The sequence below is a fragment of the Arachnia propionica genome (assembly GCF_003859805.1).
GTDB classification, from domain to species: Bacteria; Actinomycetota; Actinomycetes; order Propionibacteriales; family Propionibacteriaceae; genus Arachnia; species Arachnia propionica_C.
Map to the genome: position 1 here is coordinate 140,219 of NZ_RQZG01000002.1, position 16,755 is coordinate 156,973.

Consider the following 16,755-nt stretch of genomic DNA (forward strand, 5'->3'; position numbering starts at 1 on the left):
CGCCCATGACCTCATGGGGCGAAACGGTCGGGGTCCCCACCCGGAACCCGCTCCGGCTCGACGACGCGGTCCTGGACCGGGTCCAGACCCTGGTCGGTGCCGCGGTCGGGGAGGAAGCCGCACGGATGTGCGTCAGGTTCCTGGTCAACACCGCCACCACGACGGTGGACCTGAGCGAAGAGGCCTTCGTCATCACCGGGGACATCCCGGCGATGTGGCTGCGCGACTCCTGCCTGCAGCTGGCCCCCTTCCTGCGGCTGGGGGACCCGGAGCTGCTGGAGGTGGCTGCGTCACTGCTGCGTCGGCACTGGCGGATGATCCGTCTCGACCCGTACGCCAACGCCTTCAACGCGACGGCCAACGGGAACCGCTGGGACGATGACGAACCCCTGCAGCACCCCCACGTGTGGGAACGCAAGTGGGAGCTGGACTCACTGACCCATCCGCTGGACCTGGCACTCCGACTGGAGCGGTTGGGCTGCACCAGCTGGCGCAGCCCCGACTTCCTGCCCGCGCTGCGGGTGATCCTGGAGATCGTCGGGATCGAGCAGGACCACGAGGTCCGCAGCCGGTACCGGTTCCACCGCCCGGGCGCGTCGCCGTCGGACACCCTCGGTCGTGACGGCCGTGGCCCCCTCACCCGCCCCACGGGTCTGGTGTGGCAGGGCTTCAGACCCAGCGACGACGCCTGCGAGCTGGGCTTCAACATCCCGGCCAACCTGTACCTCGCCAGCACCCTGCGGGGCTTCGCAGACCTGCCCGAGGTGGGTGGTCCCGCAGCTCTGCTCAGCCAGGAGATCCTCCGGGCGGTCAAGGGCTCGGGCATCGTCGATGGGGTCCTGGCCTACGAGGTGGACGGGGCCAAAGGGCATGTGATGCTGGATGACGCCAACGTGCCCTCGCTGCTCAGCCTGCCCTGGCTGGGAGTGCTCGCCGCCGATGATCCGCTGTACCTGGCCACCCGCGAGGTCGTGCTCTCCGCCGCCAATCCACACTTCCACACCGACGCCGAGGGACGCGGTGGTGTCGGCTCCCCCCACACCCCCGGTCCCCTGGTCTGGCCCATCGGCATCGCGATGGCGGGACTCACCGCACTCTCCCCCGAGGAGCGTCGGGATCAGCTCGAGCTGTTGCAGGACACCACGGGTGGGACCGGCTGGATGCACGAGGCCTACCATGTCGCCGATCCCAGGCAGTTCACCCGGCCGTGGTTCTCCTGGGCGAACTCGATGTTCGTCGACCTGGCCCTGGAGATCGCCGGTCTGCCTCGCCCCGGCACGGGGCTGTCCCCCCTGGAGCTCACATGACCGCCCAGTTCCGACTGCTCTCGCCGCTGGCCCACGTCCTGCCCAGCGGCCCCGTCGGCCCCGGCCTGGACGAACTCACCGCCTGGGGTGGGGAACCTGCCCGGTTCCTCGTCGCCTGGCGGCTGCCGGCCACCCGAAACTCCCGTGCCGAGGCGTTGTTCCGGCTCGAGATCGACGCTCCGGGATGTCGTGTCGAGATCAGCCGTGCGGAGCTGGTGCCGGTGCAGATCCCTCATTTCGAGGGCAACGCCGACGGGTTCGTCGTGGACTCCCCCACCCTGCTGCCGGATCCACTGATCCCGGTCACCAGCGCCACGGATGCGTCGCAGGTGACCCTGAGGGCCTCGCATCTCGGTTGGCACTGCCTGCACGTGGTGCTCTGGCCGAGCTGCGATGCGACGGTGACGGTCACGGGATCGCTCGTCGACGAGTGGAACGGCTCGGTGACCCGGCTCGGCCGCACCGGTGTCCCGCTCGTCCACGCCCTGGACCGGCTCGAGGTGGCGGGGCCGTCAGTGACGCAGTGGGTGCATCCCGACTGCCTGCTCCACGTCTACGACGTGTCCCCGTTCAGCGAGGAGCACTGGAGCGCCATCGGTGCCCACCTCAGATGCGCGGCGGAGATGGGGGTCACCGGGACGATCGCCCCGCTGTGGGCTCCGGCCCTCGACACCGCCGAGGGCAGCTACCGGCCGGACGTGCAGCTCCTGGGGATCACCTGTTCCGCCACCGGTGCGTACACCTTCGACGCGGATCGGGCGCGACGTTTCCTCCTCCTCATGGTGGAAGCCGGGATGAGGCACGTCGAGACCCCGCCCCTGTTCACCCAGTGGGGAGCGAGGCATGCCCCGCCGATCCGGGTGGCGTACGACGGGGCCGAGCCCGGGCTGCGGTTCGGCTGGCACACCCCCGCCGACGACGAGGCCTACCTCGCCTTCCTCGACCAGCTGCTCCCCTTCGTCCATGACCTGCTGGCCGAGTTCCCCCAACTGAAACCCTTCGTCCACATCTCCGACGAGCCTGATTCCTCGACCGCCGAGCGGTTCGCGGCGGTGCGTCGTCGTCTGAAGGAGGCCCTCGGTGATCTCCCCACCCTGGATGCCCTCTCCGACCCGGGGTTCCGGGACCTCGTCGACGAACCCGTGGTGGCAACCGATGCGGTGTCGAGGTGGCAGGAGGTCGGGGTGGAGCCGAACTGGGTGTACCACTGCGTGATCCAGGCCGATCTGGCCAACCGGTTCATCGCGATGGAGCCATCACGCATCCGGATGCTCGGACTGCAGATGTTCACCGCCGGGGCCACCGGATTCCTGCACTGGGGTTTCGACTTCTACTTCCACGCCCTCTCCCGCAACACCCTCGACCCCTGGCAGGACACCAGTGCGGGCGGTTGTTTCCCCTCCGGCGACGCCTTCGTCGTCTATCCCGGCCCCGGCCTCGAACCGGTGCGTTCACTGCGCTGGTGGCAGATCCGCGACGCCTTCCGCGACTGGGCACTGTTCACCCACGCCACCGAACTCCTCGGAAGAGAACGTGTCGTGGCCATGCTCACCCGGGGGCAGCCGATGGACTACACCACCTTCCTGGACGCCACCACCTACGAGGAACGTCGGCACGTCCTCATCGAACGACTCACCCTGGAGGAACGGATCGCCGACGACCTCCTCCTCTCACGCGCCCGTGTGGCGGCCGACCCCACCCTGGAGACCGTGCGGAAGCTGAGCACCGCCCTGCACCAGGCAGCGCAGTTGGCCCTCACCCAGGACCACAGGGACGAGGCTGAGGCCTACTACCAGGAGTTCCTCACCCACATCCGCTCCATCCGGGCCCAGGAGGACGGCATCGAGGCCCGAATCGGACTCAGCGTCGCCCTGACGGAGTTGGCCACCCTCGCCGAGGAGCGTGAGGACTGGGGAAAGGCCCGGGAGTTCTACATGGAAGTGCTGGAACTCACGCGCACGATCGCTCTCGAGGACCCGACCCCGGAGACCCAGCATGACCTGCAGGTGGCCCTCGACGACGTCGGGGACGCGGCGGCAGAGCTGGGCGACTGGGCCAGTGCCGCGACCCACCACGGGGAATCGGTGACCATCGCACGGACGGTGTTCGCGTCGCATCCCTCGGAGCAGAGCCAGATCGACCTGGCGGTGGGACTGCGCAATCTCAGCCGTGCGACGGCTCACCTGGGTCTGGTGGACGAGGCCCGTCGCCTCGCCGTCGAGGCCCGGGACCTCGCAGCCCCGCTGGGCCGCCCCGACCTCCTGGCCTGGGTCGAGGAGCTGCTGGAGTGAACGCGGACGACGGGGGTGTGAACCGCTGCTCACACCCCCGTCGTCCGGTGCTCAGGCGATGACGAACCTGGAGTTCTTGTCGAAGCCGGTGGCCTCGGACCAGGCGGCGTGCTGCTCGATGAGCTCACCGCGCTGCTGCTGGAGCTTCTGCCCCGCCTTCAGCTGGATGGTGTTGTTGTCGATCTTCATCTGGGCTCGATTCGACATGTGTCGGTACATGTAGGCGTTGACCGCGTTGAGGAACCGGTTGCCGCTGATGGTGACGTCCATGGGCAGCTCCTCGGCGTAGGCCAGCAGGTGCACACCACCCTCCTCCGGGTTGCGACGCACCGCCTGACCCCAGCCACCGCCCGCGTTGTGGCAGGTGTTCCCGGTGAAGGTGCAGTTGCGATGGCCAGCCTCTGGGCCACGATTGGCGCCCCTCGACCACACCTCGAAGGACTGGCTGCAACGGTTGACACTGTTGCCCTTGATGTGGACGTCGCGCCAGCCGAGGAAGTTGCCCTCCTGGCCTCCCTGGATGGTGAATGCGACATCGTAGACGTCGTAGACCCGGTTGTTCTCGACCAAGACATCGCTGCACCCGGTCCAGATCTCGATACCATTGCCATATCGCATGGTCGGATCCTCTGGAACCCCCAGATGCTTGCTGCCACCGATGTGATGGACGTGGTTGTCAAGGATCCGTACTCCCGAGGCTTTCTCCACATGGATGCCGTGACCGCCGATGCCGATGAAATCAAGCCCTTGGACGGTCGTGTTCGACTTCGGCTGGATCAGCCAGCCATCAGCGGCCGCCAAGACCCCGTGCCCAGCAGGGTTGTCGGCGCAGTTCACCGTGAGAATCCTCGATTCCGGGTCGGAGTGGAACTCGAACTGGGAACGCAGCTCACCGATGGAGAACTTCTTCGCCCCGTAGAACTCCTTGCCGCTGATCCGCAGGAACCCAATGTTGCCCTCTCGTCCGGAACGGGAAGAGGTGTTTCCACGGTAGTTCCTGGTGTCGCTGAGGTCGATCTGCCACAGGTTGTCCCCGACCTTCGACCAGGCCTGGGCGCGGTCGAGCACCTTGTAGCCCATGATCACCGGGTGGGCCCCGGTGCCGTAGGCCCCGATGGTCAGCCGGGCCTCCCCATTGGGTTGGGAAAGCACCGGGATCTCCCCGAAGAAACGCTGTCCGCGCTGGAACAGCACGGTGTCACCGTGGACGATCTGCCCGTCGGCAAATGCTTTGTTCACCCGATTGATGGTTTTCCAGGCAGCACTCTCCGAGGTACCTGCAGCATTGTCATCCCCCTGCAGGGAGACGAAGTAGGTGCGGCGCGACTGCGCACGCGCATCAGCAGGCATTCCGGCCAACAGGGCAACAGCAGGAAGTGCACCTGCTGCCGCCAGGACACTGCGACGACTCAAGGACATCCGAAACTCCATTCACGATGTGGGTCCGACAACTCGCTGAAACGATTCATCAGCGGGTCTTTCGCCAGCCTAATCGGCCTTGACCAAGGCCTCAACCGCCCCAGCGCCCTCTTTTCAGTCAGCGGTCGAACGCCCCGCCAGAATCGGAGAAATCTGCATTTCTTGACAGGGATTTGATGCACCATTGACGCATTCTTGATGCCATGTTGACCATGGAATGATGAGGCAGTTCTTGACACCGATCAGGGCAATCCTGGCGGATTCTCGACGACACATCCCCGTCCCTCACATCACAAGACCTGGCGGAAGTCCGTCAGGACTCCCGCCAGGTCTCCGGCATCCGCCTTTCTCAGACCTCTGCATCCGCTCGATCAGCGAAGGAGCGAGGTTCAGCCGATGACGAACTCGCTGTTGCGGTCGAACCCGGTGTCACGCGACCACTCCTCGTGCTCCTCGATGGTCTGCCGCTGCTGCTTCATCCACTCCTCCGGGCGATCGGCCTGGATCCGCTGCCCCGGCTTGAGGCGGATGACGTTCTCGTCGATCACGAGGTCGTTCTCCTGCTCCGGCTGTCGGTACATGTAGGCGTTGAGCGCACCCAGGAACTTGTTCCCGGTCACCTTGAGGTCCATGTGGAGGTCCTCGTTGTAGGACAGGAAGTGCACCCCGCCCTCCTCCGGGTTGGAACGCACGGCCTGACCCCAGCCCGTACCGGCATCGGTGCAGACGTTGCCGGTGAAGGAGCAGTTGCGGTACCCCGAGGCAGGACCGTGGTCGTAGGTGGTCTCCTTGTCCTTCTGCTCGAAGCCGCGCGCCCAGATCTCGAAGGACTGGCTGTTGCGGGTGATCCGGTTGTTGCGGATGTGCACGTTCTTCCAGCCGGTGCGCCACGGCTCGTTCCACTCGGTGGGACCCAGGATCTGCCCGCCCTGGAGGGTGACACCGACGTCGTAGGCCTCGTAGATGATGTTGCCCTTGACCAGGACGTCCTTGGTGTTGATCCAGATCTCCACACCGTTGCCGTAACGGGTGGTTCCGTAGACGTAGCTGCCGCCGATGTCCCGAACGCGATTGTCGAGGACCTGGACGCTGTCGGCATCCACGACCTGCACCCCGTGCCCACCGCATCCGATGAGGTCGAGCCCCTCGACGGTCATGCTCGAGCGGAGCTGCACGAGTCGGCCATCGACGGTGATCCTGAGGTCACGAACCTTCGAGGGGTTGTCCTCACGGTAGACGGTGAGGGTCTTCTGCTCCTCGTCGGAGTGGAAGTGCCACTCCTCACTGAGCTCCTCCACACTCGTCTTCTTGTGGCCCTGGATGACGCCGTCGACGCGCAGGAAACCGACATCGGCGTTGCGGCCCTCCTGGGCCATCTTGTTGCCGACGTGGGTGTCGGGATCGCCCAGGTTGATCCGCCACAGGTTCTTGCCCACCTTGGACCACATCTCCGGCTTGTTGAGCACCTTGTACCCCATGATCTGGGGTCGCCTGCCACGCCCGTAGGCCCCGAGTGTCAGCCTTCCCCGCCCGTTGAGCTCGGGGATCGAGGACAGCTCACCGTAGAACCGGTGACCGCTGCGGAACAGCACGGTGGAACCGTAGCCGACCTGACCGTCCTGGAAGGCCTTCTGGAGACGCTCCAGGCTCCTCCAGGCCTGCCGCTGCGAGGTCCCGGCGGCGTTGTCATTGCCCTTCTCCGACAGGTAGAAGGTGAGATTGGTGCTGGTGTCGGCCGAGGCCACGGGGGCCCCGGACAGGAGACTGACCGCAGGCAACGCCAGCGCGCCCGCGAGAACACTACGACGACTGATTTCCATCGTTGGACTCCACTTCGTAGGGGATGTCGGACAACCCGTTGAAACGATTCACTCCAGGTTGCTTCGGACTCTAATGACCCAGGATCCACCCCACAACCCCCACAACCGTCCGCCATCCAGCCGACTTGCGTCTTGACAGAAGATCCTCAGGTCCGTCGCCGTGACGGTTCACCCCTCCCTGACCCCTTCATCGATCTCGACCTGCTGCACCCACCGGCGCAACGTCTCCACCCCGACCCCCTCCTCAAGACATGGCGCATCATCAGCACCATCCACCGCCCACACACGACATTCGAAATCACCGTCAAAGCCGCCCTCGGGATCATCTTCTCCCCCTGAACAACCCTCCGGAAGTGCTGCGCGGTGTCGGAGGAACTGGTTGCCAATTCCTCTGCCAACCGTGAACGGCGTCTTGCACAAGGAGGGCTGCACAACGTCCATCGACATGGGTCAAGACGGACGAACGGGCCCCGGGACCGTGCGGTCCCGGGGCCCTGCGGACAGATCTCACTTGTCCTCGTCGTCGTCCTTCTTCTCCACCACGAGGGTCTCGGTGGTGAGCAGCAGGGAGGCGATGGAGGCGGCATTGGCCAGCGCGGAGCGGGTGACCTTCACCGGGTCGATGACCCCGGCCTCCACCAGGTTCTGGTACTCGCCGGTCTTGGCGTTGTACCCGAAGCCGGGCTCCATCTCGGCAACCTTCGAGGTGATGACGTAGCCCGCCTCGCCGCCGTTCTCGGCGATCCAGCGCAGCGGCTCCACCACGGCCTTGCGGACCAGTGCGACACCGGCACGCTCGTCACCGGTGAGCCCCAGGTCACCGTCCAGCACCTTCGCGGCATGGATGAGGGCCGAGCCGCCACCGGCGACGATGCCCTCCTCGATGGCCGCACGGGTGGCGGAGACGGCATCCTCGATGCGGTGCTTCTTCTCCTTCAGCTCCACCTCGGTGGCGGCACCCACCTTGATGACGCAGACGCCACCGGCCAGCTTCGCGACCCGCTCCTGGAGCTTCTCGCGATCCCAGTCGGAGTCGGTGCGCTCGATGGTGGCGCGCAGCTGCGCCACGCGAGCAGCCACCTCGGAGGACTCCCCGGCGCCATCGACGACGGTGGTGTTGTCCTTGGTGACCACGACGCGGCGGGCGCGACCCAGCACCTCGAGACCCACCTGGTCCAGCTTGAGACCCACCTCGGGGGCGACGACCTGGCCGCCGGTGAGGATGGCGATGTCCTCCAGCATGGCCTTGCGGCGATCCCCGAAGGCAGGGGCCTTGACGGCGACGGAGGTGAAGGTGCCACGGATCTTGTTGACCACCAGCGTGCTCAGCGCCTCACCGTCGACGTCCTCCGCCACGATGAACAGGGTGCCCTTGGCGGCGATGACTTTCTCCAGCAGCGGGAGGAGGTCGTTCATCGAGGAGATCTTGCCGGAGTGGATGAGGATGTAGGGATCCTCCAGCACGGCCTCCATGCGGTCGGCATCCGTGACGAAGTACGGGGACAGGTAGCCCTTGTCGAACTGCATGCCCTCGGTGAACTCCAGCTCGGTGCCGAAGGTGTTGGACTCGTCGACGGTGATGACACCGTCCTTGCCCACCTTGTCGAAGGCTTCGGCGATGAGCGCACCGATCTGCTCGTCACGCGAGGAGATGGTGGCGACCGAGGCCATGTCGGCGGTGGTGTCCACGGAGCGGGCGTTGGCGTGGAGACGCTCGACGACGGCCTCGACGGCCTTGTCGATACCCCGCTTGAGACCCACCGGGTTGCCACCGGCGGCGACGGCGCGCAGGCCCTCGTGGACCAGCGCCTGGGCCAGCACCGTGGCGGTGGTGGTGCCGTCACCGGCGACATCGTTGGTCTTGGTGGCGACCTCCTTGGCCAGCTGGGCTCCCAGATCCTCGTACGGATCCTCGAGCTCGACCTCCTTGGCGACGGTCACGCCGTCGTTGGTGATGGTGGGGGCACCCCACTTCTTGTCGAGCACGACGTAGCGGCCCTTGGGGCCGAGCGTCACCTTGACGGTGTTGGCGAGGATGTCCACGCCCCGCTCGAGCGAGCGGCGGGCGTCCTCGTCGAACTGCAGAGTCTTTGCCATGTCCTACCTCGTTCAGCGGGAGACGACAGCGAGGATGTCGCGGGCGTTCAGCAGCAGGTACTCGGCACCGTCGTACTTGACCTCGGTGCCGCCGTACTTGGAGAAGATCACGACATCACCCTCGGCGACGTCCAGCGGGACGCGGTTGCCCTTGTCGTCGATGCGGCCGGGGCCGAGAGCCACGACCTTGCCCTCCTGCGGCTTCTCCTTGGCGGTGTCGGGGATGACCAGGCCGGAAGCGGTGGTCTGCTCGGCCTCGAGCGGCTGGACGAGGACGCGGTCCTCGAGCGGCTTGATCGTGGTTGCCACGTCAGGCCCCTTTCTGTGTTCTCCGGCCCGTCGGGCCGGTCAGTTGTCGGTTTCCGGTCCGGGCGTCGTCGCGGTGCCACCCGGGGCTGGCACCCGAGCTGGTCGAGTGCCAGAACCAAAGCTATACCCCGGTTAGCACTCAATCAAGTGGAGTGCCAAAAACACACCCGTCATCGCAGGTGCCGCACCGCATCCCATTCGGGATCGGGCTCGACGGTGATCATCGCACCGTGGCCATGGGCGACCTCCTGCAGCCGCGACTCCACCGGTGTGAGGGGATCGACGAAGCAGTGCCAGAGCACCCGGCCACCGCCGGTCTCCACCGCCTGAAGCATCCCGTCCCCACCGAGTGCTGCCATGATCTGGTCCTCGAGCCTGCCGTTGAGCTCCAGGTCCTCCTCCCCGGGGAAACCACTGCCGCCGTCGGGGTAGTGGCGGGTGATCCCGACGTGGGTCTCCCACAACGGATTGACCAGGCTGCTCAGCGGCACCCGGGCGCGGGCCAGCAGCGGGCCGTCGGGGCCTTCCCCCTGGAGACCCGCCCAGCCCGGTTCTCCGTCCTCCCCCAGGAAGGATCCCCTCAGGTCATCGATGACACGCTGCACCCGGCTCAGCGGCACCGCACCCTCCGGCTCGTCCTCGAGAGCGTCGACGGCCCCCACCCACAGCTCGATGCGTTCCTCACCGACGGCGACATCCAGCATGAGGAAGGCCAGCTGCAGGCGCAGCGTCTCATCGGCCTCCGCGAAGCTCGGGTGCCACACCTCGAGATGGACCTTGGTGTGGTCCTCATCGATCACCACCCGGGCGTCATCGAGATCGAGATCGTGACCTGCGAAACTCAGCACCCCGCTGCTCTTCGGTGGTTTCAGGTCGGTGTAGGCCCACTGCGCATCGGCAGGCGGTGCCGCCAGCACGACGCGCCGGGCGGTGGCCCGCAGGGCGGGGTCTCCCCCGGCCGAGACGACCAACACCATGGCCGAGCCGTGGTCGCCCTGCCCGACCTCCCAGGTGAGCCGTTGGTCGACCTGCCCCAGCCTTTCCGTCAACTCCTCGGCGACCTGCTCGACCTGCTCCCCCGTGGCGACGGCGCGGGCGACCTCGATGCGGTGTTCCTGCCACCAGGACCAGAACCGCTGCACGGAGTCGGGGAAGGGGATGTGGGATGAGGTGCTTTCCATGGGAGAGAACCTACAGCCCGGGACTGACAGGATCTCAGCGGTCACCGACCGGCAGCAGGACCACGTTCTCACCGGGGCCCAGCTGCGCCGCCTCGTCGATGGACTCCTCGGTCAGCACCCCGGCGACGGGGTAGCCGCCGGTCAGTGGATGGTCGGCGAGGAAGAGCACCGGCTCACCACTGGGCGGCACCTGGATCGCCCCTGCCACCACCGGTTCGCTCGGCAGTTCCCCGACCCGCCTGGCCAACGGGCTGCCGAGCAGCCGCACCCCCACCCGGTCGGCCTCGGGGCTGACCTGCCAGCGGCTGCCCGCCAAGCCCTCGACCCAGTCGTCGCGTGGCCCCGGCACGTAGTGCAGGACCCCGCCGTCCTGCTCCGGGGGCGCGGTCAGAATGGGACGTCCCCAGCCGGCGATGGTCTTCCCCACCGGGATGAGCGCCCCTGCACCGAATGGTTCGGGACCGAGCCGCCCCAGGGTGTCGAAGGACCGCGACCCCAGCACCGTCGGCACATCGATGCCCCCGGCCACCGAGACATAGGTGCGCAGCCCCGAGCTCGGTGCGGCGAGGGTGAGTCTCGCGCCGTCGGGGAGGATGAGGGGATGGTCCATCGGCACCGGATACCCGTCGATGTCGGCAGGACAGGGGGCACCGGTCAGGGCGAGCGTGAGGGTGCCCAGGGCCCGGAGGATGCACTGACCCAGGGTGATCTCCAGGGCCGCTTCGCCACACCGGTTCCCGACCAGCAGTGCACCCTGCCGGTATGCGCCGCGGTCAGCGGCCCCGGAGGTCCCGACCCCCACCGCGGCCAGACCGGGCCGACCACGGTCCTGGGCCGTGATGGGGAACAACGTGCGTTCGACGCCGAGGGCACGGCCCGCCCGGGACACCGTTTCCGGTTCGGGAGTGACAGGAGCACTCAGCTGCTCGACGGCCCGGAAGCGGACCGTCGTCCCGGGGCCGAGCAGCGCCGGGGGTTCCGCATCGGGGTCGAAGAGTGGGGCCTCGGTGCGGCCGATGAGCTGCCAGCCGCCGGGCGAGGCCGTCGGGTAGACGCCGCTGAACTGATCGGCGAGCCCGACCGAACCGGCCGGGACCCGGGGTCTGGGCGAGCTGCGGCGAGGCACCCTCAGGCGGGGGTCGCCACCGATCAGATAGGCGAACCCGGGCGCGAATCCCCCGAAGGCCACCCGCCACGGGGTGCCGGTGTGGGCGGCGATCACCTCGGCGGGGCTGAGTCCGGTGAGCTCGGAAACCTCGGCCAGGTCCTCGCCGTCGTAGACCACGTCGATCACCACCTCTCGGTCAGCACGCGGCAGCTCCGGGCTGAGGCCGGCCAGGGCGCGGGCGATGGCGGGGCGAAGATCAACAGGGCCATGAACCAGCAACACCGTGCGCTGGGCGGCGACGACATCCACCACCCGGTCCCAGGGAGCTTCCCCGGCTCCGGCGAGCCCCCGCAGTCGGGCCTCGGCGGCCAGCACCTCGGTGAGGTCGCCCAGTTCCACCAGCGTGGCGCGCTCTCCGCAGGCCAGCAGTCTCATGCGAAGGAGGCGACCTCGACGCCTGCCTCGCTCAGGGCGTCACGCACCCGACCCGCCAGCTCGGCGGCCCCCGGGGTGTCACCGTGGAGACACAACGAATCGACCTCGGGTCGCAGCAGGGTGCCGTCGACGGCGACGAGCTCCCCCGTCGTGGCGAGCCTCACCACGCGGGCGGCAACCGTCGCGGCGTCGGTGATGAGGGCTCCCGGCTGATCGCGGGGCACCAAGGTGCCGTCGGGCAGGTAGCCCCGGTCCGCAAATCCCTCCTTGACGGCGCGCACCCCCTGCTGCTCGGCCAGGGTGAGCAGCAGGGATCCGGGCAGGCCGAGCACGGGAAGGCCGAACCAGGCGGCGGCATCGACGACGGCGCGGGCGTGGGTCTGATTGCCGATCGTGGCGTGGTAGAGCGCGCCGTGGGGCTTGACGTAGGCCACGGCCCGGCTGATCCCCTGCAACGCCCCGATCTGGTAGATCACATCGGCGCGCAGCTCGTCGTAGGAGGCGTCGATGAAGCGCCGTCCGAACCCGGCGAGGTCCCGGTAGCTGACCTGTGCCCCGATGACCACCCCGTACTCTTGCGCAGTTCCGCAGGTGGCGGTGAGGGTCATCGGGTCCCCGGCATGGAATCCGCAGGCGACGTTGGCGCTGGTGATCTGGGCCAGCAGGGCAGCGTCGTCGCCGAGCCGCCACCGGCCGAACGACTCCCCCACATCCGCATTGAGGTCAATCCGCATGGCCCGAGTGTAGAAGGGTGAGTGTGGAACCACGACGTCCCGGGACCGCTGAGCAACGCAGGAGGACCTGCACATGGTCACACCCTCCGAGGTGAGGGCGGCGGCGCGTCGCCGCCGCGACACTGGTGGAGCCGAGGAAGGACGGAACCACCCAGTCCTACGGCTCGAACTCGATTCGCTGGCACTGCCTGGGCCCGGGCCTCCGCCTTGTTGACCGGCACTTCACCACGTGGTTCAAGGCGTTATCGACGCCCTTTTCCCGCTGGTCGAGCCGAACCGCGAGCGCCAGCGAGCCGTCCGTGTCGAGACCCTTGGAACACGGTGCTGGAACCCGAGCTGGGCGGGAGCCCCCACGGGGTCTCGACACGGGTTCTCCGCAGGCTCCGGACCCGGCTCGACCAGCGGTGAGGAGGACGACGCTGAAACCGCAATGAACAACCTCCTCAGCCCCGTGAACAAGAGGGCGCGCGGACAGGGGAACACCGGGGCGACCACAGTAGATTCGCCTATCCGCGCGAGCTCTAAGCTTGGAACATGGATGCCCGGAACGATGAGGGGCAGCGGGTCGCGGGCCGTCGTGGTCATGGTCACGTGGTGCGACGGGGCGAGGGAGAGCCACTCGTCCTGGTGCATGGCAACGGGGTTGACCACCGGCTGCTGCTCGCACTCGACGACACCCTCGACTCCTGTGGTTGGGAACGCATCTACCTCGACCTGCCGGGTTTCGGGGGCACTCCTCCCCTCAGCAGTGGCCCCGGCGGGTTGCCGGAGATCGCCCACTGGCTGGAACAGACGGTCGCCGAGCTGCTGGGAGAGCAGCCCTTGGCGCTGCTCGGCAACTCACTCGGTGGTCTCCTGGTGCGCTGGCTGGCGGCCCGACATCGGGAACAGGTGCGTGGGATCGCCTTGCTCGCCCCGGTGGTGGACCCGGATGTCTCGGCACGTCACGTCCCGGAACAGACGGTGGTGACATGTGACGAGGCCCTTCTGGCGTCCCTGCCCGAGCAGGACCGTGAGGAGTTCAGCCAGATCGCGGCCTGTTGGACCAGGCCTTCCTGGGAACGCTTCAGGGATGCTGCACTACCCGGGATCAAGGACGCGGATCCGGTGGCGATGGCTCGACTCGGTCAGCGCTACACCCTCGGCGCCGCCCCGGAGCACTCGGGTCCTCCGTTTGAAGGGCCGACGCTCATCGTGACGGGAAGACAGGACCACGTGGTCGGCTTCGAGGATCAGCATGAACTGCTGTCAGCGTATCCACGGGCGAGCTTCGCGGTCCTCGATGCAGCAGGGCACAACGTGCACCTGGAACAGCCAGAGATCATCGCAGCGCTGCTGCGGGACTGGAGCCGCCGCGTCCAGGCGGGGTGAGACCCGGTGTGGGCAGAGGATTCCGCCTGGAGTGTCCCATCGGGCGGGCTCACAGCCTCAGCCGCTGATCGCAGGCCGAGGCCAGCTGGTCGTCATGCGTGGAGATCACGACGGTGGCCCCTCGCTCCTGCTCACCGAGCAGCAGGTCCTGCACGTTCTGACGGTTCACGGCATCCAGGGATGCGGTCGGTTCGTCGGCGAAGATGACCCGGGCCTGCTTGAAGATGGCGCGGGCGATGCTGACTCGCTGCCGTTCCCCGCCGCTGAGTTTCGCCACCTGATCCCCCGAGCGCCCTGCCAGGCCCACCCGGGCCAGGGCCTCCTCGACGCGTGGCGCCCAACCCTTCCGGCGCTGGAGGATCGGGGCTGACTCCATGCAGACGTTGAACCCGACGCTCTCGTCGGGGACCAGCCCGAAGTCCTGGAAGACGAAGGCCACATTGTCACGCCAGAACCGACGTTTCCTCTCGACCCGAAGCCTGGTCATGTCGACACCGTCGATGAGGATCTGCCCCTGGGTGACCGGGAGCAGCAGGCCGAGGCAGTTGAGCAGCGTGGTCTTGCCGGAGCCGCTGGGGCCGGTCAGGGCCAGGGAGGTCCCACTGGCGGCGTCCACAGACACCTTGTTGAGGATGTCACGGTCGTCGATGGTGACGTGGATGTCGTGGGCGGTGATCTGCATCTGATCTCCTCAGTGGGCTCGTTGGGTGACGCGGTGGACCATGGCCATGACGGCCCGCTGGTGGCAGAGGGTGGAATAGCCGAGGTAGAGCACCATGCCGAGCAGCAGCACGAGGGACCAGGGCATTCCCAGGGCCAAGTAGACGATGGACACCACGGTGAAGGTCGTGGTGATGATCACGGCCTCGGCGAGGATCCGGCGTTTCAGCACCACCCACCAGCTCCGACCGAAGGTGAGCATCGGATAGATGAAACGCGCGTTGTTCGCTGCGTAGACGCGGGCCGAGAGCCAGCCGCTGACGACGATGGCCCCGACCAGGATCACGATGCTGGACCCGACGGTGAAGACCACCTGGTTCGCGAACTGGGCGGCCAGCAGCGCGGAGTCCGTGGCCCGGCTGCGGGAGAGCAGCATCTGGCTCACCCCGGCATCCCTCGCCTGCTCGTCGATCACCGCGGTGTCGTTGAAGAGCACATGGCCCAGGGTCAGTGCGGAGACGAGCGCGTCCGTGTTCAGGGAGGTGCTGATCCGTTCGGAGATCAGCAGCAGGGGCCGCTTGGCGTGTCGGAAGCCCAACCCGGTGCCGGACGGGGCCACGAGTCCCTCGCCCGAGGTGACGCGGTATCCCTGCAGACCGTTGTCCACGGCGCTGGCGAGGTCATCCCGCACTCTGCCATTCACCACGCCAGAGCGTGTCTCCTCCAGTGCCGCCAGCAGTTCCCCCGTCTGCGCGGCGGGAAGTGGCTCCAGCGAGCCATCGGCCACCTGGAGACCGAACCGGGCCACGTAGTGGCTGTTGACCACCGCGACGCTGTCGAATCCTGCCGCCACCAGCTCAGGTGGTGCCTCGTCCCGGGTCAGGATCTCGGCGTAGGCGAGGGTGTCGGTGGCATCCACGGCCTGGATGAACCGGTCCAGTTTGTCGTAGGCAGCGTCGAGCTCCTCTTCAGTCACCCCGCCCACCCGTTGGTAGACGTATCCCGTCAACGCCGCCACCCGGCCCTGGGTGGCGGCCTCGGCGAGCGAACTCTGCGCCTGCCAGAGCAGGGCGGGCAGCGCGGCGAGCCCCAGCGCCAGGGCCACAGCCTTGAGCAGTTGACTGGGGAATTCGAAACGGGCCTCCGGCGGCTTGCGCAGTGCCAACGAGGTGACCGACGGAGCGGTGACCATGGAGGCCACGATCCCGAAAGCCATCGCAAGGCCCAGCATGAGCATCAGATACCCTGCGACGATCACACCCACGCCCAGCCCGTTGCCCCAGCCCCGGGCAAGGCCCACCCCCACCGTCGCCAGGACCACTCCTGCCAGCAACACCGGAACGACGACCCGGAGCCAGCCCAGCATGTCCTGGGCCTGGATGCGCCATCTGGGGGTCCCGGCCAGCAGCCGCACCGCGCGCGCCTCGGCCCTGGCTGCGTACCAGGCCAGCACGATGGTGACCCACAGCACGGCCAAGGCGACCAGCGGAATCCCGGCGGCACCGTAGACCAGACCCGCTGCGAACATCGTCAACGGGGACTCGAAACCCCAGTCACTGGCCTGGGTGCCCACGCTCTCCGCCCACTGGGTCAAGGCCTGGACCCCCTGCCAGGAGCCCTTCACCATGTAGACGGCGGACAGGTTCGTCTCACCCAACTCGGAGGCCGGGTGGAGCGAACCATGGCGGGTGAGGCTGAGCCAGTCGACCTCCATCGGCGCCGTCGGTTGCTCGTGACCCACTGCGTAGACGTCGAGACCGTGGAAAGGATCGTCCTTCCCCGGCACCTCCAGGTAGATCTCCAGGTCGTGCTGGCGGCTGACCTCCGCAAGCCCGGAGAGCACCTGCTCCCGGGACAGCCCGGACTCCCCGAACAGGATCGTCCCTCGGTGTTGCGTCCCCAGCGGGAAGTCCTGCTCCACGAAGGACAGTTGGATGTAGGACAGCAGGGCAGCGACGACCACCGTCACGGCCGCCACGACCCGAAGCAGAGACTTCAGCACGATTCCTCAGACCTCTTGGAA

The 16,755-nt window shown here is 67.5% G+C and carries 13 protein-coding genes; 4 read left to right on the plus strand and 9 right to left on the minus strand.

Annotated elements, in window-relative coordinates:
* Nucleotides 1-5 precede the first annotated feature (5 nt).
* Together EII34_RS03295 and EII34_RS03300 are read left to right on the plus strand one after the other, a co-directional pair.
* The gene (locus EII34_RS03295) at nt 6-1,307 is read left to right on the plus strand and encodes a glycoside hydrolase family 125 protein (RefSeq protein WP_124842890.1); all 1,302 of its coding nucleotides are present in this window, start codon (nt 6-8) and stop codon (nt 1,305-1,307) included.
* Entirely contained in the window at nt 1,304-3,598 is a 2,295-nt protein-coding gene (locus EII34_RS03300; RefSeq protein WP_124842892.1) for a glycoside hydrolase domain-containing protein, read from the plus strand. The genes EII34_RS03295 and EII34_RS03300 overlap by 4 nt, the downstream gene beginning before the upstream one ends.
* Nucleotides 3,599-3,649: 51 nt before the next feature.
* On the opposite strand, the gene EII34_RS03305 is transcribed toward EII34_RS03300, so the two are convergent.
* Together EII34_RS03305 and EII34_RS03310 are read right to left on the minus strand one after the other, a co-directional pair.
* Nucleotides 3,650-5,017, minus strand: a complete 1,368-nt coding sequence (locus tag EII34_RS03305; protein ID WP_185711151.1) for a right-handed parallel beta-helix repeat-containing protein — start codon at nt 5,015-5,017, stop codon at nt 3,650-3,652.
* A 389-nt stretch (nt 5,018-5,406) separates the two neighbouring features.
* A complete protein-coding gene (locus EII34_RS03310; RefSeq protein WP_124842896.1) occupies nt 5,407-6,837 on the minus strand; it encodes a right-handed parallel beta-helix repeat-containing protein in 1,431 nt (476 codons plus the stop codon).
* Between the two features lie 132 nt (nt 6,838-6,969).
* On the opposite strand from EII34_RS03310, the gene EII34_RS03315 reads away from it, so the two are divergent.
* Nucleotides 6,970-7,176: a hypothetical protein gene (locus EII34_RS03315; protein ID WP_124842898.1), complete on the plus strand. Its 207-nt coding sequence runs from the start codon at nt 6,970-6,972 to the stop codon at nt 7,174-7,176.
* Between the two features lie 168 nt (nt 7,177-7,344).
* On the opposite strand, the gene groL is transcribed toward EII34_RS03315, so the two are convergent.
* The 5 genes from groL to EII34_RS03340 form a co-directional block, all read right to left on the minus strand.
* Nucleotides 7,345-8,934 carry a chaperonin GroEL gene (gene groL, locus EII34_RS03320; protein ID WP_124842900.1) on the minus strand — a complete coding sequence of 530 codons (1,590 nt, stop codon included), beginning with the start codon at nt 8,932-8,934 and terminating at the stop codon, nt 7,345-7,347.
* Between the two features lie 12 nt (nt 8,935-8,946).
* Nucleotides 8,947-9,243, minus strand: a complete 297-nt coding sequence (groES, locus tag EII34_RS03325; protein ID WP_124842902.1) for a co-chaperone GroES — start codon at nt 9,241-9,243, stop codon at nt 8,947-8,949.
* Nucleotides 9,244-9,413: 170 nt separating this feature from the next.
* On the minus strand, nt 9,414-10,424 hold the full coding sequence (locus EII34_RS03330) for a hypothetical protein (RefSeq protein ID WP_124842904.1): 1,011 nt from the start codon (nt 10,422-10,424) through the stop codon (nt 9,414-9,416).
* A gap of 34 nt (nt 10,425-10,458) precedes the next feature.
* On the minus strand, nt 10,459-11,967 hold the full coding sequence (locus EII34_RS16445) for a 5-oxoprolinase subunit B/C family protein (RefSeq protein ID WP_124842906.1): 1,509 nt from the start codon (nt 11,965-11,967) through the stop codon (nt 10,459-10,461).
* On the minus strand, nt 11,964-12,701 hold the full coding sequence (locus tag EII34_RS03340; RefSeq protein WP_124842908.1) for a LamB/YcsF family protein: 738 nt from the start codon (nt 12,699-12,701) through the stop codon (nt 11,964-11,966). Before EII34_RS03340 ends, EII34_RS16445 begins: the two co-directional genes overlap by 4 nt.
* 534 nt (nt 12,702-13,235) lie before the next feature.
* Between EII34_RS03340 and EII34_RS03345 the strand changes: the two genes are divergently transcribed.
* A complete protein-coding gene (locus EII34_RS03345) occupies nt 13,236-14,072 on the plus strand; it encodes an alpha/beta fold hydrolase (RefSeq protein WP_124842910.1) in 837 nt (278 codons plus the stop codon).
* 49 nt (nt 14,073-14,121) lie between these two features.
* Here the strand turns inward: EII34_RS03345 and EII34_RS03350 are convergent, their stop codons facing one another.
* Complete coding sequence (locus EII34_RS03350; protein ID WP_124842912.1) at nt 14,122-14,754, minus strand: ABC transporter ATP-binding protein; 633 nt, start codon at nt 14,752-14,754, stop codon at nt 14,122-14,124.
* 9 nt (nt 14,755-14,763) lie between these two features.
* Nucleotides 14,764-16,734: a glycosyltransferase family protein gene (locus EII34_RS03355; RefSeq protein ID WP_124842914.1), complete on the minus strand. Its 1,971-nt coding sequence runs from the start codon at nt 16,732-16,734 to the stop codon at nt 14,764-14,766.
* Nucleotides 16,735-16,755 lie beyond the last annotated feature (21 nt).